This window comes from Neptuniibacter sp. (assembly GCF_024231755.1).
Classification (GTDB): Bacteria; Pseudomonadota; Gammaproteobacteria; order Pseudomonadales; family Balneatricaceae; genus Neptuniibacter.
The window spans coordinates 1-26,895 of record NZ_JAAEQH010000106.1; the positions used below are offsets into that span (position 1 = coordinate 1).

At 45.7% G+C, this 26,895-nt stretch carries 21 protein-coding genes; 10 read left to right on the forward strand and 11 right to left on the reverse strand.

Annotated features, from left to right (window positions below; genetic code table 11):
* Positions 1-75: 75 nt before the first annotated feature.
* From fliE to GY843_RS05440, 5 genes are all read right to left on the reverse strand, one after another.
* Complete coding sequence (fliE, locus tag GY843_RS05420; RefSeq protein ID WP_297307296.1) at positions 76-429, reverse strand: flagellar hook-basal body complex protein FliE; 354 nt, start codon at positions 427-429, stop codon at positions 76-78.
* 176 nt (positions 430-605) lie between these two features.
* Positions 606-1,235, reverse strand: a complete 630-nt coding sequence (locus tag GY843_RS05425) for a 3'-5' exonuclease (RefSeq protein WP_297307298.1) — start codon at positions 1,233-1,235, stop codon at positions 606-608.
* Between the two features lie 3 nt (positions 1,236-1,238).
* Entirely contained in the window at positions 1,239-3,068 is a 1,830-nt protein-coding gene (locus tag GY843_RS05430; protein WP_297307301.1) for a putative nucleotidyltransferase substrate binding domain-containing protein, read from the reverse strand.
* Positions 3,069-3,149: 81 nt separating this feature from the next.
* Positions 3,150-4,958 (reverse strand): sodium:solute symporter family protein, encoded by a 1,809-nt coding sequence (locus GY843_RS05435; protein WP_297307303.1) that lies wholly within the window; start codon positions 4,956-4,958, stop codon positions 3,150-3,152.
* A gap of 31 nt (positions 4,959-4,989) precedes the next feature.
* Positions 4,990-5,250 (reverse strand): DUF4212 domain-containing protein, encoded by a 261-nt coding sequence (locus GY843_RS05440; RefSeq protein ID WP_297307305.1) that lies wholly within the window; start codon positions 5,248-5,250, stop codon positions 4,990-4,992.
* Between the two features lie 332 nt (positions 5,251-5,582).
* Here GY843_RS05440 and GY843_RS05445 point away from each other — a divergent pair, with 332 nt between their 5' ends.
* Positions 5,583-9,527 carry a NahK/ErcS family hybrid sensor histidine kinase/response regulator gene (locus tag GY843_RS05445; protein WP_297307307.1) on the forward strand — a complete coding sequence of 1,315 codons (3,945 nt, stop codon included), beginning with the start codon at positions 5,583-5,585 and terminating at the stop codon, positions 9,525-9,527.
* A 147-nt stretch (positions 9,528-9,674) separates the two neighbouring features.
* Here the strand turns inward: GY843_RS05445 and GY843_RS05450 are convergent, their stop codons facing one another.
* The 6 genes from GY843_RS05450 to fliS form a co-directional block, all read right to left on the reverse strand.
* The gene (locus tag GY843_RS05450; protein WP_297307309.1) at positions 9,675-10,340 is read right to left on the reverse strand and encodes a response regulator transcription factor; all 666 of its coding nucleotides are present in this window, start codon (positions 10,338-10,340) and stop codon (positions 9,675-9,677) included.
* Positions 10,341-10,495: 155 nt separating this feature from the next.
* The gene (acs, locus tag GY843_RS05455; protein ID WP_297307311.1) at positions 10,496-12,448 is read right to left on the reverse strand and encodes an acetate--CoA ligase; all 1,953 of its coding nucleotides are present in this window, start codon (positions 12,446-12,448) and stop codon (positions 10,496-10,498) included.
* Positions 12,449-12,847: 399 nt separating this feature from the next.
* Positions 12,848-14,218 (reverse strand): sigma-54 dependent transcriptional regulator, encoded by a 1,371-nt coding sequence (locus GY843_RS05460; protein WP_297307313.1) that lies wholly within the window; start codon positions 14,216-14,218, stop codon positions 12,848-12,850.
* A 23-nt stretch (positions 14,219-14,241) separates the two neighbouring features.
* On the reverse strand, positions 14,242-15,354 hold the full coding sequence (locus GY843_RS05465) for an ATP-binding protein (protein ID WP_297307315.1): 1,113 nt from the start codon (positions 15,352-15,354) through the stop codon (positions 14,242-14,244).
* A complete protein-coding gene (locus GY843_RS05470; RefSeq protein WP_297307317.1) occupies positions 15,355-16,800 on the reverse strand; it encodes a sigma-54 dependent transcriptional regulator in 1,446 nt (481 codons plus the stop codon). It lies immediately after the preceding gene.
* A gap of 258 nt (positions 16,801-17,058) precedes the next feature.
* Positions 17,059-17,463 (reverse strand): flagellar export chaperone FliS, encoded by a 405-nt coding sequence (fliS, locus tag GY843_RS05475; RefSeq protein ID WP_297307319.1) that lies wholly within the window; start codon positions 17,461-17,463, stop codon positions 17,059-17,061.
* 193 nt (positions 17,464-17,656) lie between these two features.
* Here fliS and pseB point away from each other — a divergent pair, with 193 nt between their 5' ends.
* The 9 genes from pseB to GY843_RS05520 all read left to right on the forward strand — a co-directional run bounded on the left by pseB (position 17,657) and on the right by GY843_RS05520 (position 26,890).
* Entirely contained in the window at positions 17,657-18,658 is a 1,002-nt protein-coding gene (gene pseB, locus GY843_RS05480; RefSeq protein WP_297307321.1) for a UDP-N-acetylglucosamine 4,6-dehydratase (inverting), read from the forward strand.
* The gene (gene pseC, locus GY843_RS05485; protein WP_297307323.1) at positions 18,655-19,806 is read left to right on the forward strand and encodes a UDP-4-amino-4,6-dideoxy-N-acetyl-beta-L-altrosamine transaminase; all 1,152 of its coding nucleotides are present in this window, start codon (positions 18,655-18,657) and stop codon (positions 19,804-19,806) included. Before pseB ends, pseC begins: the two co-directional genes overlap by 4 nt.
* 36 nt (positions 19,807-19,842) lie before the next feature.
* Positions 19,843-20,703, forward strand: coding sequence for an N-acetylneuraminate synthase family protein (locus GY843_RS05490; RefSeq protein WP_297307325.1), 861 nt, complete (start codon positions 19,843-19,845; stop codon positions 20,701-20,703).
* Between the two features lie 135 nt (positions 20,704-20,838).
* Positions 20,839-21,672: a class I SAM-dependent methyltransferase gene (locus GY843_RS05495; RefSeq protein ID WP_297307327.1), complete on the forward strand. Its 834-nt coding sequence runs from the start codon at positions 20,839-20,841 to the stop codon at positions 21,670-21,672.
* Between the two features lie 98 nt (positions 21,673-21,770).
* Entirely contained in the window at positions 21,771-23,072 is a 1,302-nt protein-coding gene (locus GY843_RS05500) for an acetyl-CoA carboxylase biotin carboxylase subunit family protein (protein ID WP_297307329.1), read from the forward strand.
* A gap of 17 nt (positions 23,073-23,089) precedes the next feature.
* Positions 23,090-23,977: a transketolase gene (locus GY843_RS05505; protein ID WP_297307331.1), complete on the forward strand. Its 888-nt coding sequence runs from the start codon at positions 23,090-23,092 to the stop codon at positions 23,975-23,977.
* Complete coding sequence (locus GY843_RS05510; protein WP_297307333.1) at positions 23,974-24,945, forward strand: transketolase C-terminal domain-containing protein; 972 nt, start codon at positions 23,974-23,976, stop codon at positions 24,943-24,945. Before GY843_RS05505 ends, GY843_RS05510 begins: the two co-directional genes overlap by 4 nt.
* Entirely contained in the window at positions 24,942-25,688 is a 747-nt protein-coding gene (locus GY843_RS05515) for an SDR family oxidoreductase (RefSeq protein ID WP_297307335.1), read from the forward strand. The genes GY843_RS05510 and GY843_RS05515 overlap by 4 nt, the downstream gene beginning before the upstream one ends.
* Positions 25,685-26,890, forward strand: a complete 1,206-nt coding sequence (locus GY843_RS05520) for an ATP-grasp domain-containing protein (protein ID WP_297307337.1) — start codon at positions 25,685-25,687, stop codon at positions 26,888-26,890. The genes GY843_RS05515 and GY843_RS05520 overlap by 4 nt, the downstream gene beginning before the upstream one ends.
* The last annotated feature ends 5 nt before the right edge of the window (positions 26,891-26,895 follow it).

Below are 26,895 nucleotides of genomic sequence, written 5' to 3' on the forward strand. Positions count from 1 at the left end.
AGCCCAGCATTGGACTTCCACTTAACGCTTCTGTGTCAGCCACAGCCACTCACCTTACTTATTGTTCTAATAATATTAGATTGGCATCTTCATAATATCTTCATAAGCAGTAACCAGGCGGTTTCTTACCTGAGTCATTGCCTGAAATGATACCGACGCTTTTTCTGCCGCTATCATAACCTGCGGCAGATCGATCGTTGGATCACCTTGCTCATAGGCAACCGCCAGTTTTTTGGCATCACCCTGAACTTCACTAACGCTATCAACCGCATTCTTAAGAATATCACCAAAACCGGTACGATCTACCGACTTTACACCGTCCATATCCATAGAAGGCGCTACCGGCGATATACCATTAGCTGCACCCTGCACCTGAGACTTAATTGTTCTCATCTGCATAAGTACGCTATTAATATCTGCTCTTTCCATAACACTCAACCAAACGGCATTTTATTGACATTATAACCGGGTAGCTTACAGCTTCAATAACGCAAACACCCGATTTCGACATTTTTTTGTCTAAAAACACGATTACAAAGATTTATATGTATTAAAAAAGCAAAAAACGGGCCAAAGGCCCGTTATTATTCTGACAAAGTTATGACTTAATAATGCGCCTCTGGCGGATCGCCATATTTCAAGCGCACATACATCAGAGCAACCGTTAAAGCATCTCCAACAGCGGTATGCCGCTCTAACATAGGAATATCAAGCTGCTTAGAAATTGTATCGAAGCGCAGATCAACATTACCCCCAACCGACTTCCATTTAATAATGTCATGGTAAACATGAGAAAGCTCTATCGCCTTATTCGGCAAACCAAAACCGAACTTGGGACGGATATACTTATCCAACATACGGATATCATAGTTCACGTAATAACCCAGTATTGGACGATTACCAACAAACTCCAACACCTGCTCCAGCGCATCATCAAGCTCTATACCTTCAGCGAGATCACTTTCACGGATTTTATGGATTTTAATTGAGTCACCAGTGAGTGACTTAGGTGGCTTTAGTTTAATATCCAAGCGCTCACTGGCCAGAACCTTCTGACCTTTAATACGCACACCACCAATTGAAACTATCTCACCCTGCTTAACATCCAGACTTGTTGTTTCACAATCCAGCGAAACCACCTCATCTCCATCATAAGCCTCGAACAGGTGAGCATACGGCCCAGACTTATGGTCGTATTTTTCTTTTATTCTTCTGACCGCTCTAGGTATGATCATTCATCATCCTCCGAGGTGATATCTCATCTCAAGATGCTTCTTAAAGCCTTTTACAATATGCAAAGCATCACGCAGGAGATCTCGCTCCAACTTGTCCAGTGACTGCAGCTCGATGACATTAGGGGTCTGATCATGCCCCGTCTCACTGCACTCAATTCGCTTAACCTGTTGCCTCAAACGCAGACTAATAAATAGACTCAACGCCTCAGCTATTTCCTTACCGTGCTTATCTTTAAGCTGCCCGGCCTCAACTAATGCCTCTATCCGCTCAAATGTATTGGTCTGCTTAATCCTATGCTCAAGCGCAATTGTCCTAATTCCATGAACAATAGGGAAAATACCGCCCTTTTTGATATCCAGCTCACCTTTATCCTTTAGATTCCCAAAGAAAGTCAGCGGAGTATCAAACTCAATGGAAGCCTTAGCGAAATGCGAGAAGAAAACATCATTGTTACGCAGATGACGCATAAACCAGTTACGGCTCGCCTTAAAAATCGCCGGATTGCCCGCTACAGGCTTTGCATCTACAGCTATTGCCAAATTCATTTGCGAATCACCATCACATCGATCCGCCCATTCACCCAGCATTTGAGTCCAACCACCGAGAGAACGCACCCAATCAGGGTTGGATACCATGATATTACCCGGACAAGGCGGGAAGCCAAATTCGATTAAAGTCTGACTAAACTTATTCAGGACATCCTGCATTTCTGGCCAAACCAAACCATCGCGGTGGATAATCGCATTATCCTGGTCAGTCTTCATAATCTGCTCGCCACGACCTTCGGAGCCCATCACAAGCAAACAAACGTGAGGCTGCATATCACTTGGGATCATAATATTAAACAGCTTAGCGATAATGCGACCATTCATTGCCGCCAAGAGATCCATAACAAAGCGTGTTTTAACCCCCTGAGAAACCAAAGCCTTAATCAGATCATCCAAACCCTGTTCAGCCTCTTTTAAATCCTCAACCGTCTGGGCACGCTCAATACGCAAACCAATTACATGCGAATGACTGGAGAAATAACTCAATACATCTGTAAGCTCGACTATGCCGCTCATCTCTCCATCTTTCATAACAACAACACGCTCTATATGCTGTTGCGTCATAATAATCAGAGCATTAAACAGATAATCATCAGGCCTAACTGTGATCAAACGATAACTGGCAATCTCTGCCAAATCAGTCTCCATAGGCAACTGATTTACAATAACAGCATCAAGTAAGTCTGTTCCTGTTACCATGCCATATCTATTACCACGCTTAACCAAAATACAGTCAGCTTTAGCTTGGCGCATTTTCAGAGTAGCATCACTAATGGAGGTCCCTTCCTGAATAACCAAAGGCTCACGCACCAACCCATCGGACACTTTTGCCAGCATAAATTCGGCCATATCCTGGTCTTTACCATGCTGCTGTACTATCTCTGTTTTTGCGGAAAGATTTTGCTGGAAATAATCAGCAAAAAGACTATTGGTCGACATTAGGTCCAATAGTGTTTTAGTAGGCAGAATGTGGCAAATAGTCTCCTCTTCCGCGATAAAGTTATGTATTGCCTTACCACGGATGGCCGACCAACCACCAAAATAATCCTCATTGGTATAGTGAACAAAAACATGCTCAGGAGTATCACTTCCCTCCTCCTGCACTTCACTCTCACCAACCTTTCCTTTAAAAATAACAAACACACCCTCCGGCTCTTCTCCCGCCGTCATGATGTACTCACCTTTCTGGTAATAAGCAATATCAAGACTTGAGCGCAGCAACTGTTGCTCTTTTTCATCCAGCAAGCTGAATGGCAGGTTTGTCATTTTGAAAGAATCAGGCATTTCCAACATCCCCTTTGTAGGAAAAAGAAAGGGCGCACCAACAACCGCTGGGCGCCCTTTTATAGATTTAACTAGTCGATCTTAGTGATCGTGAGCAGCACCAGCACCACGTGGGATACGCAGATCTTCTACGATATCCTGGATTTCCTGCGGTGGTTCTTCAGTCATGTTGGATACTACGAAGCCAACGATGATGTGAAGGATCGCACCTACAGTACCGAAGCCACCTGGAGAGATACCCATGATGTACTCGGAAGGTGAACCGCCGCCAAATGCGAAGTAGTACATGTAGCACATAGTAGATACCAGACCTACCAGCATACCTGCGATCGCACCCTGAGAAGTGTGACGCTTCCAGAAGATACCCATGATGATTGCTGGGAATACGGACGCACACGCCAGACCGAATGCCAGGGCTACTACCTGGGCCACGAAGCCTGGAGGGTTGATACCGAAGTAACCCGCAATACAGATAGCAACGATAGCAGCCAGACGTGCATACATCAGCTCCTGCTTATCAGAGATATCTGGGTTGATAGTCTTCTTCATCAAGTCATGCGAGATCGCTGTAGAGATTACCAGCAGCAGACCCGCAGCTGTAGACAGTGCCGCAGCAACCGCACCAGCCGCTACCAGAGCGATTACCCAGTTTGGAAGCTGAGCGATATCTGGGTTAGCCAGTACCATGATGTCACGGTCTACGTATACTTCGTTTGCGAAAGGCTGTTTAGCTGCATCGAACTCAGCACCCGCTTTCGCGTTGCTAGCCAGACGCTGACCGTACTCACCACGCTCATCGATGAACGCAGGCTTACCTTTCTTAGCGTCGAACGCAGCACCAGCAGCATACTGTACTTTGCCGTCACCGTTACGGTCAGTCCAACCTAGAAGACCAGTGTTCTCCCAGTTTTTGAACCAATCAGGCATTTCAGTGTATGCAGTACCAGTACCGTCAGCACCATTGATTGTCTGGATCAGGTTTACACGACCGAAACCAGCAACACCAGGAACCGCAGTGTACAGCAGCGCGATGAAGATCAGCGCGTAACCCGCAGAAAGACGAGCGTCTTTTACGCGAGGTACTGTGAAGAAACGTACGATTACGTGAGGCAGACCCGCAGTACCACACATCAGAGCTACAGTCAGGAAGAAGATATCAATAGTTGATTTCTTACCGTCAGTATACTGATGGAAGCCCAGATCAACAGACAGCTGGTCCAGAGTAGCCAGTACAGACATGCCGCTATCCAGAGTTGCACCCAGACCGATCTGAGGCAGGAAGTGGCCAGTGATCTGTGCAGACAGGAAGAACGCTGGAACAGTGAATGCTAGGATCAGTACAACGTACTGAGCTACCTGAGTATAAGTAATACCTTTCATACCACCCAGTACAGCGTAGAAGAATACGATCGCCATACCGATAACTACACCAGTGTTGATGTCAACGTGCAGGTAACGAGAGAATACGATACCAACACCACGCATCTGACCAGCTACGTAGGTGAAAGAGATCACGATAGTACAAACTACTGCGATTGTACGTGCAGTAGAAGAGTAGTAACGATCACCGATGAAGTCAGGTACTGTGAACTTACCAAACTTACGCAGGTAAGGAGCCAGCGTAAGTGCCAGCAGTACGTAACCACCAGTCCAGCCCATCAGATAAGCCGCACCATCACGACCTACGAAGGAAACCAGACCAGCCAGAGAGATAAACGAAGCTGCTGACATCCAGTCAGCTGCAGTCGCCATACCGTTAGCAACCGGTGGTACACCACCGCCCGCAACGTAGAATTCTTTAGTAGATCCTGCACGTGCCCATATCGCGATACCGATATAAAGCGCAAAGGAGCCACCTACAAAGAGAAATGTTAAAACGTCGAGACTCATAGCAATGCCGTCCTAATTGAACTTATTATTTTTATTCGTGAACGTCATACTTCTCGTCAAGCTTGTTCATACTGAACACGTAAGTCCAGATCAAGATGACGAAAGCGAAGATTGACCCCTGCTGGCCGAACCAGAAACCTAGTGGGAAACCGAAGAACGGAATCTCATTAAGCTGGTCAACAAACAGGATCGCGCAGCCGTAGGAAACTACGAACCAGATTGCGAGGTGAGTCATAATGATGCGCAAGTTTTCGCGCCAGTAGGCTTGCGCCTGCTCATTACTGATTGACATAACACCATCCTTATTTTTGTTATTTAAAATTGGTGAAAATTTAAGACAGGTAGAGACTAACAGACAGCAAAGCCAAACAAAGCTCAACTTTAGTCGACTCAGCCACTAAGGTCTTAGACTACCTATATCCCCCGTTCAGCCACTTGTGCTGAATACTTTTTAAAATAAAAAAAGCTAATAACTACAACAAGCTATACAAAGGTCTTAGCCGTATTCCCGTATATGTCATTTTTCCTAAACTACCGAGATATGGTTGGGTTCTAACGCAAAACAAGTACACTAAGCTGATAAAACTGTTTAAGCATTGAAATAATTATTTTCGGACAAGAGATATGCTGTCAGGCTGGTCAATAATTCTAATCTCCCTCTGCTATTTAGGCCTTCTTTTTGCGATCGCTTACTACGGCGATAAGACTGCACAGAGAAGCTCAAAGATTATCAGCCGCCCGATTATCTACTCGCTATCCCTGGCTGTTTACTGCTCCTCCTGGACCTTTTACGGCGCAGTAGGGCGAGCCACTACCAGCGGCTGGGAATTTCTCGCAACCTATCTAGGTCCAGCAATAGTCTTTATTTTTGGCTGGCGTCTGATAGAAAAGATGATTCTGATTAGTAAGCAGCAGAACATCACAACAATTTCCGATTTTATTTCATCCCGTTACGGCAAAAGCCAGGCACTAGCAGTCCTGATTACCATCATCGCCGTAACCGGAACAATGCCTTATATTGCGATGCAGCTTAAAGCGGTTGCCATAAGTTATAACGCCCTAACACCTGGAACCGAAGACGTTTTGAGTAAGGGTAGTGATACCGCTCTTTTTGTCGCTATCGTCATGGCTATCTTTGCCATATTGTTTGGTACACGTCACATCGACGCTACAGAGCATCATGAAGGCCTCGTACTCGCGGTCGCCTTTGAGTCAATCGTTAAGCTCACCGCATTTATAGCCGTAGGAATATTTGTGACCGTTGAGGTTTTCGACGGACTCGATGATTTGGCCTACAACGTTGCTATCCAGTTGAATAGCAACAGCAACTACAGCTCTTTTCTTGAAGACAGTTTTTTGACAGAAATCCTGCTGGCATGTGCAGCCATCATCTGTCTGCCGCGTCAATTTCACGTCACCATTGTTGAAAACACCAACCCTGCACACCTCAAGCTTGCTCGCTGGCTCTTCCCTGCTTACCTTTTATTACTGGCAGTGTTTGTCCTACCGATCTCCACGGCAGGCATGCTTTATTTCGGAAACACTGAAGTAGATGCCGATACCTTTGTATTGATGCTGCCACTAGCCGCAGACCATAAAGACCTGGCCACTTTTGCCTTTATTGGCGGCCTATCAGCATCAACCAGCATGGTAATCGTTGCCAGCATCACTTTGGCCACCATGGTTTGTAACGACATCATCATGCCACTGCTTTTCCGAATCTCATGGCTGAAGCTATCCAGTAATAATGATGTAGGCGCCCTGCTACTACGTGTACGCCGCATCACCATCATGTGCCTGATGATCCTTGCGTACTTCTACTACCGTATTCTTGGAGAGCAATCTCCACTAGCATCATTTGGCCTTCTCGCTTTTGTTGCTGCGGCCCAATTCCTGCCAGCAATTATTGGCGGCATATACTGGAAAGCAGGCTCTCGCCATGGCGTACTTGCCGGGCTTATTGGCGGCTTTATACTTTGGCTGTATACACTTGTCCTGCCATCATTTAGTGAAGCAGGACTATTAGGCCCTGAGTATCTGAATACAGGCATTTTCGGCATAGACTGGCTGAAACCTACGGCATTATTAGGCATTACTGGCCTAGACCCTCTAACCCATGGCGTCATCTGGAGCTTAAGCGCCAACCTGTTCCTCTACATTGTGATCTCACGCTACACAAATCTACGCCTAGTCGATCGCATACAGGCGAGTGCATTTGTTGATGTTTACAACAAAGATCTGACAGAAAGCTCACGCCAGTACGGGCAAGTCACCGTTGGCGACCTACAGATGCTAACCGAACGCTTCCTTGGCATCAGTCGCACTCAACACTCCTTCACCGGCTTTGCTCTACAACGAGGCGAGGAACCACCTCTTTCCGGTGATAAAGCAACACCCGAACTGATCCAATTTACCGAACGACTCTTAGCCGGTGTTATCGGTGCTTCCTCAGCACGCATCGTTCTTGCCTCTACCCTACGCGGTAAGGATATGCATATTGGTGATGTTGTAACCATCGTTGATGAAGCCTCCCAAGCCTTGCGATTTAACCGTTCGCTACTGCAATCCACCATCGAAAACATAAGCATGGGCATCAGCGTAGTCGATCAACAGATGCGCCTAGTCGCCTGGAACCGCGTCTATGTGGAAATGTTTGATTATCCCGAAGGCCTGATCTGCGTTGGCAGACCTATAGAAGAGGTATTCCGCTATAACGCCATGAAAGGTGAATATGGCCCTGGCAACAACGACCAACAGGTACGAAAGCGCTTAAAGGTATTAAGGTCTGGTAAGCGCCACAGCTACGAACGCTTCCGCCCGGATGGAACCGTACTAGAGGTTCGCGGAAACCCCATGCCAAATGGCGGTTACGTCAATACCTACATGGACATTACCAACCACAAACACGTGGAAGAGGCGCTTAGAGAAAGCGAGCAGAACATCCGTATATACACCGATAACGTTCCTGTTCTTATCGCCTATCTGGATCCGGAACGGCGTTATCTGTTTGTGAACAAAGCCTATGCAGAAACATTTAATCTGGACCGTAGTTCGATAAGCGGGCAACCCTGCTATAAGATCATGACCCCTGAAGGTTACGAACTGCGCCGCCCGTACATCTCTGCGGTATTGGAAGGCAAACGCCAACAATTTGAAACCACACTACCAAGCATAGACGGCGACACTCGCTATGCGGAAGTCCAGTACATCCCACATATTGGTGAATATGGGGATATCCTCGGTTACTTCTCGCTTTACCAGGACATCACGGAACGCCGTAAGGCAGAAATAGCACTCAAAGAGACCAACGAAACCCTTGAACAACGAGTTCGAGAGCGTACGCACGCATTATCAGTAGTTAACAAAGAACTTCGTAAAGAGAACACCATTCGCTCCCTGATGGAAGACGAACTACGTCAGGCCAAATCAGATGCCGATGACGCCAACCTTGGCAAAACTCGATTCCTTGCATCTGCGAGTCATGACCTGCTCCAACCGCTTAACGCTGCCCGCCTGTTTACATCTGCATTAGCCCAGCAAAGCCATAGCGAAGAGACCAGCCAGTTAGTTGACAATCTCAACGGTTCTCTAACCGCAGCAGAAGAACTGATCACTGCCATCCTGGATATTTCCAAACTGGATGCCGGCGCCCTGGAACCGTCAATTACAGATTTCTGTCTCGATGACATGTTCACTGCATTAAACACTGAATTCACAGCTGTCGCAGATAAAAAACAGCTCAAATTCCACTTTGTTCCATGCAAGAAGGTAGTACGCTCGGATCAACAACTGCTGAGACGAATCATCCAGAACTTCCTTTCAAACGCCATCCGCTATACGCAGGAAGGCAAAATTCTACTGGGCTGCCGCCGCAGAAAAAACATGCTTCGAATAGAGGTTTGGGATACAGGCGTTGGTATTGCAGAAGATAAGATAAAAGAAGTATTCGAGGAGTTCCGCCGCATAGACAACCCTAAACACTCACAGGTTCAGGGACTTGGTCTGGGTCTAGCAATCACAGAGCGAATTGCCAGAATGCTCAATCACAAGCTCAATGTTCGCTCATGGCCAACTAAAGGCACAGTTTTCAGCGTTGAGATACCTTTAGGAGATGAAGCTAAAGCCGTCAAACCTAAACCAGAGAAGCGCGGCTGGATCCGCAGTAAGGGCCTAAATGGCATTCGCGCCTTGGTTATCGATAACGAACCGAAAATACTGGAAGGGATGTCTGCACTGCTGAATGGCTGGGGTTGCGACGCCAGAACCGCCCTGTCAGCCAAGGAAGCGGTTTCTCTGGTTGAATCTGAAGGCTATCAGCCAGAGATCATTCTCGCCGACTACCACCTGTCTGAGACGCTTACAGGCATTATGGCACTTGAGGACCTGAAACCTCTGCTGCAGAAAGAAGTTCCATCCATTGTTATCACTGCTGATCGCACGGATGAGGTCAAAGCTGAGATAAGTGAATTTGGCGCACAACTTCTGACCAAACCAATTCGCCCGGCAGCACTTCGAGCAATGATCAACAAGACCATTGCCACAGCTAGAGCCAATGAGGCAGAAATGTAGGTGCTCACCCCGTGAGCGACACCATTTCAAAGTATCTCGTTGGAGGCGCATCCTCACGCCGATATTATTTGTCGGATTTAATCGCGATGCGGACATCGCTCCAACAAAAAAGGCGCTGAATGCGCCTTTTTCTTTATTTCGAACCAATTATTCCAGATCAGTTTTCGGCGGCTCAACACCCAAGCGCTGAGCAGCAATAACTGCCTGAGTTCGACTATGTACGCCCAACTTACGCAGAATAGCCGTTACGTGAGCTTTGATAGTCGCTTCAGATACGTTTAACTCATATGCGATCTGCTTGTTTAACAAGCCTTCCGTCAGCATAGTCAGTACACGGAACTGCTGTGGTGTCAGCGCAGCCAGGGCAGCAGCGAATTTCTGATCATCTTCACTAACATCGCCCAGATTATCGGCAACTTCCTGTGGCAACCACTCTTCACCCTCTAGTACAGCAACAATAGCTTCACCAATGGTTTCCAGCGGTGCTGACTTCGGAATAAAACCTGATGCGCCATAGTCAATGGCACGCTTCATTACGTGTGGCTCTTCACTACCAGAAACAACGACAACAGGGATACCAGGGTTCTGACCACGCAGGAACACCAGACCAGAAAAGCCATTAGTACCCGGCATATGGATATCCAGCAAAACCAGGTCGGCGTCTGAATGCTGATCTACCGCATCCTGAACAGCCTGAAGCGAATCAGACTCAATTGTTTCTACTCCCGGCATAGCCTGAGACACTGCCTGCTTTAAAGCAGCACGAAACAACGGATGATCATCTGCGATAATAATTTTTTGCGCTAGCTGCATGCGTTCAACTCCCCCTTCAGAAACCCTTAAACGAACGCTGACCGTCAAGGAACGTTATCCCTATAACAAGAACATACTACTTTAAAACAAAAAACTCCCGTAAGGCTAGGAATTTCCCAGCCCTACGGGAGTTTTTATAACTAATTAATTATAAATTAGTCGTTACGGTTCATACGGTTTTCGATCAGATCATCAACTACTGATGGATCTGCCAGGGTAGAAGTATCACCCAGAGCACTGAAATCGTCTTCAGCAATCTTACGCAGGATACGACGCATGATCTTACCAGAACGAGTCTTAGGCATGCCTGGCGCGAACTGAATCAAGTCAGGTGATGCAATTGGACCGATCTCAGAACGTACGTGCAAGCGCAGCTCTTTCAGAAGCTCGTCAGACTGCTCGTAACCAGCCTGCAGAGTTACGTAAACGTAGATACCCTGACCCTTAACTTCGTGCGGGTAACCTACTACAGCAGCTTCAGCTACTGCTTCGTGAGCTACTAGAGCAGACTCAACTTCCGCAGTACCCATACGGTGGCCAGATACGTTGATTACGTCATCTACACGACCTGTGATCCAGTAATAACCGTCTTCATCACGACGAGCACCATCACCAGTAGTGTAAACACCCTTGTATGTGCTGAAGTAAGTCTGAGTAAAGCGCTCGTGGTCACCCCAGATTGAACGCGCCTGTGAAGGCCAAGAATCAGTGATTACCAGGTTACCGTCAGTTGCGCCTTCCAGAGTTTTACCATCTGCATCAAGCAGCGCTGGCTGAACACCGAAGAATGGACGAGAAGCCGCACCTGGCTTAGCGTCACATGCACCCGGCAGAGGCAGAATCATCATGCCGCCAGTCTCTGTCTGCCACCAAGTATCAACGATTGGGCAGCGACCCTGGCCGATAATACGGTGGTACCAATCCCATGCTTCTGGGTTGATAGGCTCACCAACTGATCCAAGAATACGCAATGTAGATAGATCAGAGTCACCCAGTACATCTTCGCCCTGCTGCATCAGTGCACGGATAGCCGTTGGAGCAGTGTAGAACTGGTTAACTTTATGTTTTTCGATAACGCGGCCGAAACGGCTGTTATCTGGGTAGCTTGGAACACCTTCAAACATCAGAGAAGTTGCACCGTTCGCTAGTGGTCCGTATACGATGTAGCTGTGGCCTGTTACCCAACCTACGTCAGCAGTACACCAGTAGATGTCGCCTTCTTTGTAGTCAAAAGCGTACTCGTGAGTCATAGAAGCGTATACCAGGTAACCACCCGTAGTGTGCTTCAGACCTTTTGGGGCACCAGTAGAACCAGATGTGTACAGGATAAACATTGGATCTTCTGCATTCAGCTCTTCAGCCGGGCAGTCTGCAGATGCAGCAGCAACCAGCTCTTCGTACCAAACATCTACGCTGTCATTCCAAGCAACATCTTCTTCAACACGCTTAACAACAATTACGCTGTCTACGATGTCTTTAACTTCACCGTGCTCAAGCGCTTTGTCTACGTTCGCTTTCAGAGGAACGGACTTACCAGCACGCAGAGAGTAGTTAGATGTTACAACTACTTTAGAGTTCGCACCTTCGATACGAGCTGCCAGAGCTTCTGGAGAGAAACCACCGAATACGATTGAGTGAACAGCACCGATACGTGTACAAGCCAGCATTGCAACTGCCGCTTCTGGAATCATCGGAAGGTACAAAGTAACTACATCACCCTTCTCAACGCCCTGTGCTTTCAGTGCATTTGCAAACTTACATACGCGCTCGTGCAGATCACGGTAAGTAATATTTTCAGATTCGCTTGGGTCGTCACCTTCCCAGATGATTGCTACCTGGTCGCCACGCGTTTCCAGATGACGGTCCAGACAGTTGTGAGAAACGTTCAGAGTACCGTCTTCATACCAACGGATATCAACATTGTGCGGGTCAAAAGAAGTGTTTTTAACTTTAGTGTATGGTTTGAACCAATCTAGGCGCTTACCTGCCTCACCCCAGAATGTATCCGGATCGTTAACCGACTGCTCATACATCGCCTGATATTTTTCGTTATCGATGTGCGCGTTTGCCGCAACTTCCGGACTTACTGGATATACCTTTTCACTCATCGTGATGCCCTTAGCTTGATTGTTTTATTTCTCGGATTGCCACGCTGCTTTTTACTAAATTCTTATTATCAGCATTCACGTGGTTCCATTTGGACTTAGATTTATACAGAAGGGGGGTCAATTCTCTGAATTAGACATTGGTATATCCGGACTAAGACCTTAGTCTCACCAGACCATTCATCCTGCCAAAAAAAACCAGCGCCTGAGAAAACTTTTGTTTATTTTTCAAGGACTCACAGCAACAAATGAAGAAGGCAGCAAAGAAACAGCCACACAACGCAAAAATAGCTTACAAGCGCCCACAAACTCTGAAACTAAGCGTTCTGGGCACCCAAACTCACAACTCGATGTGACTTTTACACTATAGAAAATACTACACCCTGCCATTGGCAAAGAGAGCTATCGGCCTAAAAGCTTATCTAGATCCAGCCCCATTTCTCGCATCTTAGCCAACTTATAACGCAAGGTACGTGGACTGATGCCCAATTTTTCAGAAGCTTCTTTACGGCTCCCATGGGTTGATTTGAGCGCATCGATAATCAGCTGAAATTCATGCTGACGCATCCCTTCACCCAACTGCCCTGCCAGATCTTCATCATCCTCGGCTTCAACCGGGCTTTCTATTTCTGTATGCGAGATATCTGAAGGATTCAACATCAGATCAACAGCTCGGATCTCTGTACCACCTTGAAGAATCAAGGCCCGCTGCACCACATTGTCCAGTTCTCGAACATTACCTGGCCACGCATAACCTGCTAAGGCTGCTTTGACATCATCGGTAAGTGCGACTGGTGCACGGTGCATCTTCTGGCAGTATTTACGAAACAGCCTTTCAGCCAGCGGTACCACATCAGCAGGACGTTCCCGCAGCGGTTTCCACTGCAATGGAAAAACATTTAGTCGATAATACAGATCCTCTCTAAACTTCCCTTCTTTTACATAGGACTCTAACTGGCGGTTAGTGGTCGCAAGCACTCGAACATCCAGCGGAATCACTTTGCGTCCACCAATACGCTCAACCTCTTGCTCCTGCAATACGCGCAATAACTTCGCCTGCAAACCCAGATCCATCTCCGAGATCTCATCCAGCAGAATAGTTCCACCATTAGCCTGCTCAAATTTACCCGGGGAGTTATTGTACGCCCCCGTAAAAGCACCTTTTTCGTGACCAAAAAGAGTGGCTTCCAACATATTCTCAGGAATAGCTGCACAGTTGATCGCAATAAAGGGCTTATCAGCTCTGGCGGAGTGATTGTGCACGTACTGCGCCAATACCTCTTTACCGGTGCCAGACTCACCCGAGATAAGTACTGTAGAATCTGAAGCAGCTACGCGACGCGCCAGCTGGAGCAACTGCTTACTACTGGGCTCTTCAGCGATCGGCTGTTCAATTTCTTGTGCTGTTGTTTCACCCACCGCAAAGCGACGTACTGCGGAGATCAATGCCGCCGAATCAAAAGGCTTCATCAAATAATCCACAGCCCCGGCTTTGATCGCCTCAACCGCCTTACTAACCTGACCGAAAGCAGTGATCAGCATCACTGGCAAACCGGGATACTGGCTACGAATTTTTTCCAATAGCTGGTGACCATCCATACCCGGCATATTCACATCGGTGACAACCATATCAACCTGATGCTCGGTCAACAGTTCAAGCGCTTTTTCTGCATCCTCTGCTTCCAGGAAGTTAAAACCGGCCAACTCAAGCGTATCGCACAGAGCCTCTCTCAGCTCATTATCATCTTCAACAATCAGTATCTTGTTGCTCATATATATCTACTCAAGTGACAACTTTAATTTCCTGGTTTTACGCAAGGCAGCAAAATGCTTGCTACCGTCCCTTTACCATCTTCTGATTGCAGCTCAAAACGGCCATGATGAGCGTGAGCAACAACCTGGGCTACAGCAAGCCCTAAACCTGTACCATGAGACTTGGTTGTATAAAAAGGCTCCATTGCTTTTTTAACCGCCTCACTGTCCATACCCGGCCCCTGGTCGATGATATCAATGCGCACAAACTGCTCTGCATCAGAAAAACGGATCTGCAGCTCTGATCCTTTCCCACAAGCCTGTAAAGCGTTTTCAACCAGATTCATACAAACCCCAAGCAGGGCTTCTTTATTACACTGCAAGGTATAACCCGGCACTTCATTAAGGCAATCACAGTCCGCATCAAAGTTGACCAGTGGCAGATCAAGCATATCTTCCAACTCAGCCATTAAAGCAGTAGTGGTAACACTATCATCTAGTCGCATCTCACCACGGGCAAAGATAAGCATATCCCTGACTTGTTGCTCTAGATTAGTCAGGCGCGATTTTGCCTTACCAGCAAATTTCTGACGCTGCTCCTGCTGCAGATCGGGACGGGTAAGATGATCAACATATAACAGAGCAGCCGATAAAGGGGTTCTGATCTGATGTGCTAGTGAGGCCATCATTCTGCCCATCTCAGACAAACGCTGATAATGCGATAAGCGCCCCTGTAGCAACCGGGTTTCAGTCTGATCAGTCAACAGAACCAGCTGCCCGGGCTCAACATCCATCGCACGTGTCATCAGACTTACACGGCGCCCATCTTTCAGAGAAACTTCATGCCCATCATCACTTTTCGGAGCAAAGCTACGATTAATAATTTCAAACCAAGGCTGGCCCTGTAGAGGCTTACCAAGAAAGTTTTCTGCTGCAGGATTAGCTTCCGCGACAACACCCGAGCCATCAATCATCACAACACCTGCAGGTAACAAAGCCAAAAGGTGCTGAAAACGATCACTTAGCCCAGCATTGCGATCATCACCCTGTTGACGTTGCTCGAGCTCGATACTCAGCTGTTGCCGAGACTCTGCTAATTCCTGTTCCAACTCTGCAATGCGCTGCTGGCAAGCCTGAAGATTATTTTGATCACTCATCTACTTACGCTGCATCCCATATTTACGCATTTTTTCCACCAGCGTGGTTCGCCGGATCTGCAAAGCCTCTGCTGCCCTGGCTACAACACCTGAACTTCTATTCACGGCCTGTTCAATCAATGACCTTTCTATCGATTCAAGGTGCTCTTTAAGATTAAGTCCATCTTCAGGCAAAAGATCCAGCGCTGATACAGCAAGCATACCTCCCGTATCAGGTACGCTTTTATCTGTCTGCTCTTCATCTTGGACGGAATAACGATCTGGATCTGGCTCATCTATATGTTGAAAACGAGCGGGAAGTTCAGAAACACCAACAACCCCATTTGGGTACATAATAGCCAGCCGCTCCAACAAATTTGCCAACTCACGAACATTCCCCGGCCAGCTGTGCTGCTGCAGAGACTCAATCGCACTATGCTGAAAACGAACAGAGTCCAATCCCTGACTTTTAAGACGGCTTAGTAACTCATCCAGTAATAAGGGAAGATCTTCTAAGCGATCCCTTAAAGGGGGCATCTCAATAGGAAAAACATTCAAACGATAATACAGATCTTCACGGAAGCTACCTTCCGTTATCATCTGTTCAAGATCTTTGTGGGTTGCAGCTATGACACGAATATCTGCTTCGAGAGTTTTAGTACCACCGATACGCTCAAACTTTCTTTCTTGAAGCACACGCAACAGCTTTACCTGCATTGGTAGTGGCATATCGCCGATCTCATCCAGAAACAGAGTTCCGCCTTTAGCTAACTCAAAACGACCTGCCCTACTACTTACCGCACCTGTAAACGCCCCTTTTTCATGCCCAAACAACTCACTTTCCAGAAGATCGGCCGGAATAGCGCCGCAGTTAATCGGAACAAATGGGCCATCTTTACGTACAGAGTGGTCATGAAGATTGCGGGCAACCACCTCTTTACCCGTTCCAGACTCACCAGTAATCAGGACATTGACGTCACGACCTGCCACCTGGCTCATGGCCTTGCGAACCGTAAGCATGGACTGGCTACTACCTACCAACGAGGAAAAAGATCCGGCATCACTTTCGGAGTTGCTTGCATAGGAACCGTGATAGACCTGAGCTTTATGAAGCTGATCAAGGAGCTCCTTATAGTTGAACGGTGCGCTGATCTGCCCAATCAGACTTATATTAAGATCATCAGGCAGGGATTCAGATTCACTCCACTCCCCCAACGTGATCACGGCGGCTGACGGGATTCTTTGTTGCAGATCCTTAATCAGCTTCTCAAGAGAGATTGGCAACTGACTCTGCCCGAGTATCACCAGCCGGATACCTTCTTCACCTAACTGTTCAGAAGCGGATTGCAGCCAATCAACGAAACCATAAAACTGAAAATTTTGATCCAGAAAAGCAAGGGCCGAGCCAAGCAGCTCACGCCTGCTGATATCATCATCAATGATTAAAACACTAGGCTTAGACGACATAGAGAAAACGAATCTTTATTTTTTTCTAATAGTGACCACATTCCCCATAATTGTCAATTTTATGTCACATTACACAACACATTAATATCCTGACATTATTATGACACATACCAGGACTAAACCAGCACCAGCGAGCGCTCGCACTTAACAGTTCGTTTAATTCCTAATTTACGACGCCAGTCCTGTATGCCCTGAGCCTGGCAATAAAAAAGCTGCCAGAAGGCAGCTTTTTGTTAACTATATCCAAAAACTAACAAGTTACTCGTCACCCACTTGAATCTCATTGGGCATCTCAGACCAACCCTGCTTAATCTCCAGCATAAGATTCATTATTTCCTGAACCTTATCTGCATCATTATTTCGGTTTGCTTCCAGAATTCCCGAAACCATGTAGTCATACAAAGCATCCAGATTTGCTGCGACTTCACCACCCTGCTCAAGATCCAGACTACCCTTAAGACTAACAACTATCTCAGAAGCCTTGTTGAGAGAAGAAGTACGTTCCTCGATACTATTACGCTCAATAGCTCCTTTAGCCTTTGCCAGCGCACCCAGAGCTCCATCCAGTAACATTGAAATCAATTTATGGGGACTTGCTGTTTCTACCGTAGCTCGCAGGTCAACACTTTGATACTGCTTCAGAGCATTTAAATTAACTGCCATGCACACACCTTACTAAATTAACTAGATCACCTAACGTACTGAACTGAGTAATCGGCTACAACCGATCTTCCTTTAATATTCTTTACTCCTCAGCTTAGAAAAAGATAACATTACCCGACTGCAAAAAATGCCTTTCAATTCCAGGCAATTCTGCCGATAACGTATGTAAATCCAGCACGGTAGGGAAGTTCAGATGTTCGATAATAAAACCATATTGATTACCGGTGGCACCGGCTCCTTTGGTAAACAATATACAAAAACCCTACTGGAACGCTATCGTCCTAAGAAAATCATCATTTACTCCCGAGATGAACTTAAACAGTTTGAGATGCAGCAATATTTTGATGCGCCATGCATGCGCTATTTCATTGGAGATGTACGCGACAAAGACCGGTTGCAACAAGCCATGCAAGGTATCGATTACGTAATTCACGCCGCTGCACTCAAGCAAGTTCCTGCTGCAGAATACAATCCTATGGAGTGTATTAAGACCAATATTCACGGAGCTGAGAATGTCATCAAAGCTGCATTATCAAATAATGTAGATAAAGTTATTGCTTTATCTACGGATAAAGCAGCAAATCCAGTAAACCTTTACGGAGCCACCAAATTAGCATCAGACAAGCTTTTTATTGCGGGAAACAATATTGCAGGCGGCCACAGAACCCGCTTTAGCGTTGTCCGTTACGGCAACGTTGTAGGATCACGTGGCTCGGTAGTTCCATTCTTCAGAAAACTGATCAATGACGGTTGTGATGCATTACCTATTACACATTTGGAAATGACTCGTTTCTGGATCACGCTACAGGAAGGTGTAGATTTTGTGCTAAAAAATCTTGAAAGAATGCAAGGTGGGGAGACCTTTATTCCTAAAATACCTTCAATTCGCATCACAGACCTCGCCAATGCGATGGCTCCAAGCTTACCGCTTAAAGATATAGGTATCCGCCCTGGAGAGAAACTTCACGAAATCATGCTACCGTCTGATGATTCATACCATAGCGTCGAATTTCACGATCACTATGTAATCACACCAACTATTCGCTTTTTCTCTGGTGATATTGATTACACTCGAAACCACCTTAATGAAAAAGGTCACGCAGTACCTTCCGGTTTCGAGTATAACTCTCTAAACAATAGCAACTTCCTTACTGTAAACCAGATAAAAAATCTGAACGAGCAATTAGGCCTATGATAGGTTACGGTCGACAATCTATATCTCAAGAAGATATAGATACTGTTGTTGATGTACTCAATTCTAATTCTCTCACACAAGGGCCCGTAGTGAATGCTTTTGAAAAAGCCCTGGCGGATAAGTGCCAGTCGAAACATGCTCTAGCGGTATGCAATGGAACCGCAGCCCTACATCTTGCTTGCCTAGCACTTGAAATTGAAAAAGATGATCTTGTATGGGTAAGTTCGGTCAGTTTCGTAGCAAGTGCAAACTGCGCAAAATACTGCGGTGCAGAGGTAAGTTTCGTCGATATTGACCCAAATAGTGGCTTAATATGTACAACTGAATTGGCTCAGAAATTAAAAAACGCAGAAAACAATGGCCTTCTTCCTAAAGCTCTCATTGTGGTCCACCTAGCAGGACAGAGCTGTGACATGAAGACTATCAGCTCTCTATGTCAGCAGTATGATATCAAGATTATCGAAGATGCTTGCCATGCTCTAGGAGGGCAATACGAAAGCAAACCCATTGGTTCATGCCAATATAGCGACATATCCGTTTTTAGTTTTCACCCTGTAAAACCGATAACAAGCGGAGAAGGCGGGGCCTTACTTACCAACAAAAAAGAATTAGCTAACAGGGCTCGACTCTATGCAAATCACGGTATCGTAAGAGATGAGGAGAAATTGCAACACTCAACTCAGGGCCCTTGGTATTATGAAATGCAGGCTTTGGGTTATAACTACCGCTTAACGGACCTTCAAGCAGCTCTAGGGCTATCCCAATTAAAACGCTTAACTGACTTCACCCTGAAAAGAAATCAAATTGCAAAACTTTACACTGACGCTTTAGAAAGTATGAAGCTTCCATTTCAGCATTTACAGCAAAGCATTGGTCAAATATCTGCGTATCACCTTTACGTTGTCAGGCAATCAAGTCACCTCTCTCAATCCCAGCTATTCAAGAGAATGCATGAGCAAGGTATAGGCTGTCAGTTACACTACATCCCCATCTTTATGCATCCTTACTATGCAGCATCTACTGATGCACAAAGTTTTCCCGGCGCATTAGAGTATTATCACTCGGCATTATCTCTCCCCTTATTCCCGGATATGGATGAAAAAACAATTCACAAAGTTCTTAATGTTTTAAGCAACTGCTGCCGATAACCTCTTTTAATTAGTTTGACAATAAGCTCTCAACTCATGCACAAAAAACTGCCATATTTTATCGCTGAAGTATCGAGTAATCATGCTCAAAACTTAGAGCGCTGTTTTCAATTCATTGATACCGCAGCAGAGATTGGCTGTGACGCGGTAAAGTTCCAGCTTTTCAAAATTGATGAGCTATTTGCTCCTGAAATTCTCAACGACAGCGAACCACATAGAAAAAGAAGAGCCTGGGAACTTCCCTTACAGTTTTTACCTGAACTATCTAAACGCTGCCAGCAACAAAACATTGCCTTCAGCTGCACCCCTTTTTATCTAAAAGCGGTTGAGGAGCTTGAACCTTATGTAGATTTTTTCAAAATTTCATCATATGAACTACTGTGGAGCGATCTAATCCAACGTTGCTCTGAAACCGGGAAACCTCTAGTTATATCTACTGGCATGGCAACGGAAGATGAAATCAGATCTGCAGTAACTGCAGCATCTGGCTGCGAAAAGCTCACGCTTTTGCACTGTGTATCGGCCTACCCTACACCAATCGAACAATGTAATTTAAAGACTATAGAAACCCTACGAAACACTTTTGGCTGCGATGCAGGCTGGTCTGATCATAGTGTGAGCCCTGCTGTGCTATATCGTGCAACTCAACATATGCAGGCATCGATGATTGAGTTCCACCTGGATCTAGACAAGAAAGGTGAAGAATATGAAGCAGGACATTGCTGGCTACCTGAGCAAATTTATCCCGTCATAAAAGATATAAAGCAAGCTCATTTGGCTGACGGCTCTAGTTCAATTTCGATATCTAAAAGCGAACTCCCTGACAGAGACTGGAGGGCAGACCCGAGCGATGGCCTTCGCCCTTTGCTGAAAACAAGGGAAATATTTAAGAATTAGTTTGTTTGCATATTCAACCCCTTACCAATCAGTTCTCTTAAGTTGAGGCTTTATAACAAGATGCATCACGGGAAAGTTTTAGCAACACACAAAGGCCTAAAAGTTATTAATTGCTTAGAATGTGGGTACGCACATGTGGATCCTTTGCCCTCTAGCGATGACTTGATGCCCTACTATGAGACAGATTTTTTTTCTAAGACCAAGGCAAGTGCTTATCTCGATAACGCCAGTGATGAAGAAAAAAATTGGCGTGACGGCTTGTATGGAGACCGCCTTCGGCTAGCCGAGAAATACTTAAACACCAACGGAAAAGAGCTCTTAGATATAGGCTGCGGCCCTGGACGATTTTTACGAGTAGCTCAGAACTCTGGTTGGACGATAAAAGGGATTGAACCAGGAGTCGCTGCCGTAGAATACTGCCACCAGCAAGGTTTTGATGTTGATGCTGGGTTCTTTGATACAGTCTCTGCTGCAACCCTCGGAGAATTCGACATCGTGCACTCGGACATGGTTTTAGAACACGTACCGCATCCCGCCAATTTTGTGCAGCTTGTTAAAAAAACACTCAAAAGAGATGGGATCTTCATCATATCGGTACCTAATGACTTTAATCCATTCCAGATGACTCTTGAAAGCAGCGGCAATTTCCAGCCATGGTGGATCGACAGGGACCATATCAATTATTTCAATTTCGACACATTAGAAAACCTCTTAAGCCAAAACGGTTTTGAAGTATTAGATCGCTTAACAACCTTCCCTATGGATATGTTCCTGCTTATGGGGGAAAACTATATAGACGATAATCAACTAGGTCCTCTGTGCCACAAAAAAAGAATGCATTTCGACCTGAATTTTGAATACATAGGGCTACAGGAACATCGATTAAACTTTTATCGTCAACTGGCCCAGGCTGGAATGGGCAGGCATGCCATTATAATTGCAAAAGTTGAGCAACATGAATACAGCTAAATCGATCATAAAAGTATTTGGATAGCTCAAATAACACCGTAGCATGACATGCCCAATGATGAAATAAGATATCAATCCGAATATGGAGCCCTAGAGAAATGCAGAAAAAAGCAATATACATTATCGGAGCTGGGCCACTGGCAATAAAAACATTTAGCTGGACGAAAGAGTTAGGACTTCTGACAATTGTAACCGACCAGAACCCTGATGCTCCTGGTATATTGCATGCGGACTTTCATGCTCAGCTGAGTGCAGCAGATCAAAGCGGTAGCCATGAAAAATTTATTGCCAGCCTCCCGTCAAATATAACTATTTGTGGCGTTTACTGTGGCAATGAGATTGGGGCGCCCTTGGCAAATCAGCTTCGGCAGCATTTAGGGCTTCCTTATGCCTCCCCTGAATCTATTCTCACCGCTGCAGACAAAGTACTTATGAAAGGCGCATGGCTAGAAAAGGGAATTCATACCCCTCCATGTACTGTGATGAAAAATATCAATGACATAAATCGTTCGATAACCGGCAAGGATGAAACTTTTATCATAAAACCCTCTCTAGGCTCAGGAAGCCGAGGAGTACAAGCTATTCACGATGGGGATGACCTAGAAAAAATTTGGCAAGCTGCTCTTGAGCCTGTTGATTTTGAAGGAAGTGTTTTGCTTGAGCCTTATATTGAGGGACGCTCTATTGATGCCAACGGCGTATTTTTTAAAAACAAATACTACCCAGCCGGCACCCTGGAAAAATATATTACAGATTTCCCTGAATGCTTACCCCTTGGAGGCAACGATCCTGCCGATATACCGACGAACACATCAAATGAAGTTCATCGCCTAATGGAACATGCTTGCCGGGCAATCAACCTGACCGAGGGTCCTGTTAAAGGTGACTTCATTCTGTCGAATGATGGTACGGTGTATGTTTTAGAAGTAGCCCCCCGACTTCACGGAGATGTAACAACTTGCAACACACTTCCATTTGGCAGTGGCTGCAACGCTCTAAAGTTCATGTTCAAATGCTGGACCGAAAATTTCGCAGATGAAGATTTATTAAATCAAGACTGCAGTGGTTATGCTCTCTGGTGGGTTTTATGCCTACCTCCTGGGCTTAGTTACCACCAACACTTTGCCAATCAGCTAGAAGAAGATAACGGCACGACCGTTGTATGGTTTAACCATAAACATGATGAAAACGTCCATTCTTACAGTAGTACGAGAGAAATACCTGGTTATATATGCGCGTATGGAAACAATAAAACTGAAGCTGAGAAAAACATGGCTAGAACTCTGGATAAACTCATTCCATCCCTACCGTCATATTGCACCAATCAATGGTATAAAAACTTAGGCTTAACATTACAACGTTTTGGGATCTCTCCCCAAAGCTGCGGTTATAAATGTTAACTAAAAAGAGCAAGCACATGACTATAGAAATCAACGTCACGGCAGCAACGATCAGAAAGCTGTCAATCACCTCCATAAATAGTGCTGGCTCAGGCCATCCAGGCGGTGCTTTATCATGCGCAGACATTATGGCCTGCATTTTTCAGGAAGAGCTAGGCATAAATTCTGATTGGGCTAGAAACCCGGCAAGAAACCGCTTCATTTTGTCAAAAGGTCATAGCTGCCCTGCCATGTATGCAGCTGGCTCTGTTATGGGTTTAATTGAAGCAAAAGAAACATACGGCTTGCGACACATTAACCATCCAGCTCAGGGCCATCCTGATGTAACAAGCTGGCCTTGGGTGGAGACCAGTACCGGTTCATTAGGACAAGGCTTCTCTGTCGCTGTGGGTATAGCATTAGGCTTACGACACCAGAGTATCGATAGCTCTGTTTATACGCTGCTGGGAGACGGTGAACTACAAGAGGGTGAGGTCTGGGAAGCGGCAATGAGTGCAGCTCACTTTAAACTTGCTTCCCTTTGCGCCATTATCGACTACAACAAATTACAAAGTGATAATTTAAACGAAAATATCATGGGGCTAGAGCCACTCGCAGACAAATGGAGCAGTTTTGGCTGGAATGTATTAGAGATTAATGGGCACGAGATCGGCCAAATCAGAGAAGCATTCAAAACATTCAGAAATGAGTCTGAGCTACCTACCGTAATAATCGCACATACAATTAAAGGAAAGGGAGTTTCATTCATGGAAAAAGTTCCCTCGTGGCACGGTAGTGTCAGCATGACCGACACTCAAACCTCCGATGCTCTAAAAGAACTAGGGGTTCCTGAACACAAACTTGAAGGCTGGATTTCAGGATCTATCCACGGCTGGGAATCCAAAGAGCAAGGGGAAAAATCATGAATTCCAAGAATGCGATAAATCTCATTGGTACGAGCGGAGACTCCCTGAGAGAAGCGTTTGGCAAAGCACTAGTTCAACACTCAAAAGAGAGAAACGACATTGTACTACTGGATGCAGATATCGCAGGAGGAACCGGTGCTCACCACTTTAGAACCGCTTACCCTGAGCGTTTCTATCAATTCGGTATCGCAGAACAAAATATGATGGCTGCAGCTGGAGGAATGGCTGCAACAGGATTAACCCCTTTTGTCACTACTTTTGCAGTTTTTTGCCTACGTGCCATAGAGCAAGCCCGACTCTCAATCGCCTATGCCAATAGGAATGTTAAGATTGTTGCCAGCCATCCAGGTCTGGACGTGGGACCCGATGGGGCGTCAGCACAATGCCTGGAAGATCTGGCTGCCTTTAGGGCAATTCCAGGTATGACTGTTATCTCTCCTGCAGATCCACTAGAAATGGTACTCGCAACTGAAGCGATAATTAACTTTGATGGCCCTGTTTATATGCGAACAGGCCGAAGCCCTGCATCCAGAGTTCTACCGGAAGGTAGCAGTTTTGAAATTGGCAAAGGAAAAATACTAAAAGATGGTCATGATATTACCATCATTGCCTGCGGTGTAGAGGTTGCTCGATCACTCAAAACAGCTGTTAATCTAGAAAAAGAAGGTATATCAGTCAGGGTAGTCAATATGGCTACTATCAAGCCCATAGATCGGGAACTCGTAGCACGGTGTGCCAAAGAAACCGGCTGTATTGTCACGGCCGAGGATCACAGCATTCATGGTGGGCTAGGCAGTGCTGTTGCTGAAGTCATAGTTGAAGATTGCCCCGTACCTATGGGCTTTGTTGCAGTAAAAGATACGTTTGGAGAATCCGGCGAACCTGATGAACTAGCTGAAAAATACGGCTTGGATGAAAACGGTATTGCCCAGACAGTGATTAAAACCCTGAAAAAGAAAAATCGATGATGAGCTCTCAGAACAATAAACTTGTATTTGTTACCGGTGCCAGCCGAGGAATAGGCCGTGCCATTGCCGAAGGTTTTATTTCATCTGGTTTCAAGGTGGCCGTCGGCTATAGGGATAATAAGACCACAGCCGAGAGCATTTGCGAAGGGAAAAAAAATGCTATCGCTGTCCAACTTGAGATCAACTCACGCGAAAGCATTCAGAAAGCCAAAGCTATCGCTGAAGATTTTTTTGCATTACCAATATCTATTCTCGTAAATAATGCAGGAATTGCTCAGGAAAAGCCTTTTTTGGAAATTACTGATGACGACTGGGATCACATGCTGGGAGTAAACCTCCGCTCCAATTTCACGTTCTCTCAAGAAGTAATTCCTGAAATGGTCAAAAACAATTGGGGACGAATCATTAATATCTCTTCTATAGGGGGACAGTGGGGTGGGTTTAATCAGGTTCACTATGCCGCGGCAAAAGCAGGCCAAATAAATCTGACCCGGTCTATTGCAAAGATCTATTCCGGCAGCGGCATCACTTGCAATGCTATCGCAATTGGTTTGGCCCAAACCGATATGGCCGCTAGAGAAATAGAATCTAGCGAAGGGCAAAAAAAGATAGAAGGCATCCCTGCTGGACGCTTGGCAGAGACGTCAGAAGTTGCTGAAACAGCTTTATTCTTAGCTTCTGATGGCGGTGCCTACATAACAGGACAGACAATTAATCTTAATGGTGGGATGTATTTCGTTTGAGTATTCTTTGGATTATAGGTGCGGGAACAGAATCTGTTCCAGGGATAAAAAAAGCTAAAGCTATGGGACTGCATGTGGTTGCCTGCGATGGCGACCCTAATGCACCTGGCTTTGACTTTGCGGATGAAAAAATTGTTATCAGTACTTACGATGTCGATAATTTAGTCACCACTGCCCGCACTTACCATCATGATAAAGCAAAAATTGATGGCGTCATCTGTATGTCAACTGATGTCCCTGTTAGTGTTGCAGCTATAACCGACATGCTGGGATTACCGGGAATTTCATTAGAAACAGCGCAATTATCCGCCGACAAGATTTCAATGAAAAATCACCTACGCGCCAAAGGTATTCCAACCCCTTGGTATAAAGAGATATCAAGTGCTGCAGAGCTCAAATCAACACTTAAGTCAGGTTACTACGTAATAAAACCTGTCGATAGCCGTGGTGCACGCGGAGTTCTTCGCATTACCAATACAGATGACCTAGGCTGGGTATTCGACTACTCCATGCAATTTTCCCCTTCTGGGCGGGTTATGGTCGAGGAGTATCTGGAAGGCCCACAAATCAGCACGGAAGCATTAGTCATAGACAGTATAGGTTACCCTATCGGGTTTTCCGATCGCAATTACGAACGATTAGAACAAACACAACCGTTTATTGTTGAAGATGGTGGTGGTTTTCCTACCCACTTGAGCGCTAAACAGAAAGAAGAGATTGAAAAAACAAGTATTGATGCAGGTATCGCTTTAGGTGTGTCTAATGGAGTAGTCAAAGGCGATATGGTCTGGACTAAAGAAGGTGCGAAAGTTATCGAAATAGCGCCAAGACTGTCTGGAGGCTGGTTTAGTACAGATCAAATTCCTGTCGGTACAGGGGTAGATCTGATAGCAGCAGCTATTGATTTAGCTTTAGGCAGAGATATCAATCCAGAGCGTTTAATTCCAACTAAGAACATCGGCATAGCTATACGGTATTTCTTCCCAGAACCAGGCACCCTGAAAGAAATATCTTCAAAAGAAGACTTCGATAAAAAGAAATGGGTCCACAAGTTACAACACCTAGTATGCCCAGGAGATGTAATTTCGCAGCCTGAGAACCACCCACAACGTGCAGGATATGTGATAACAACCGGAGAAACAGCTCAAGAGGCCAGAGAAAGAGCCCAACAGGTTGTAAAACATACCCACTTTAAAGTTTAAAATTA

Coding starts and splice junctions, on each gene's coding strand:
- fliE (WP_297307296.1), bottom strand. CDS start 429: ATGGAAAGAGCAGATATTAATAGCGTACTTATGCAGATGAGAACAATT.
- GY843_RS05460 (WP_297307313.1), bottom strand. CDS start 14,218: ATGAGCAACAAGATACTGATTGTTGAAGATGATAATGAGCTGAGAGAG.
- GY843_RS05490 (WP_297307325.1), top strand. CDS start 19,843: ATGCACAAAAAACTGCCATATTTTATCGCTGAAGTATCGAGTAATCAT.
- GY843_RS05425 (WP_297307298.1), bottom strand. CDS start 1,235: ATGATCATACCTAGAGCGGTCAGAAGAATAAAAGAAAAATACGACCAT.
- pseC (WP_297307323.1), top strand. CDS start 18,655: ATGATAGGTTACGGTCGACAATCTATATCTCAAGAAGATATAGATACT.
- GY843_RS05500 (WP_297307329.1), top strand. CDS start 21,771: ATGCAGAAAAAAGCAATATACATTATCGGAGCTGGGCCACTGGCAATA.
- GY843_RS05505 (WP_297307331.1), top strand. CDS start 23,090: ATGACTATAGAAATCAACGTCACGGCAGCAACGATCAGAAAGCTGTCA.
- GY843_RS05510 (WP_297307333.1), top strand. CDS start 23,974: ATGAATTCCAAGAATGCGATAAATCTCATTGGTACGAGCGGAGACTCC.
- GY843_RS05435 (WP_297307303.1), bottom strand. CDS start 4,958: ATGAGTCTCGACGTTTTAACATTTCTCTTTGTAGGTGGCTCCTTTGCG.
- GY843_RS05440 (WP_297307305.1), bottom strand. CDS start 5,250: ATGTCAATCAGTAATGAGCAGGCGCAAGCCTACTGGCGCGAAAACTTG.
- GY843_RS05445 (WP_297307307.1), top strand. CDS start 5,583: ATGCTGTCAGGCTGGTCAATAATTCTAATCTCCCTCTGCTATTTAGGC.
- GY843_RS05430 (WP_297307301.1), bottom strand. CDS start 3,068: ATGCCTGATTCTTTCAAAATGACAAACCTGCCATTCAGCTTGCTGGAT.
- GY843_RS05450 (WP_297307309.1), bottom strand. CDS start 10,340: ATGCAGCTAGCGCAAAAAATTATTATCGCAGATGATCATCCGTTGTTT.
- pseB (WP_297307321.1), top strand. CDS start 17,657: ATGTTCGATAATAAAACCATATTGATTACCGGTGGCACCGGCTCCTTT.
- GY843_RS05515 (WP_297307335.1), top strand. CDS start 24,942: ATGATGAGCTCTCAGAACAATAAACTTGTATTTGTTACCGGTGCCAGC.
- acs (WP_297307311.1), bottom strand. CDS start 12,448: ATGAGTGAAAAGGTATATCCAGTAAGTCCGGAAGTTGCGGCAAACGCG.
- GY843_RS05465 (WP_297307315.1), bottom strand. CDS start 15,354: ATGAGTGATCAAAATAATCTTCAGGCTTGCCAGCAGCGCATTGCAGAG.
- fliS (WP_297307319.1), bottom strand. CDS start 17,463: ATGGCAGTTAATTTAAATGCTCTGAAGCAGTATCAAAGTGTTGACCTG.
- GY843_RS05470 (WP_297307317.1), bottom strand. CDS start 16,800: ATGTCGTCTAAGCCTAGTGTTTTAATCATTGATGATGATATCAGCAGG.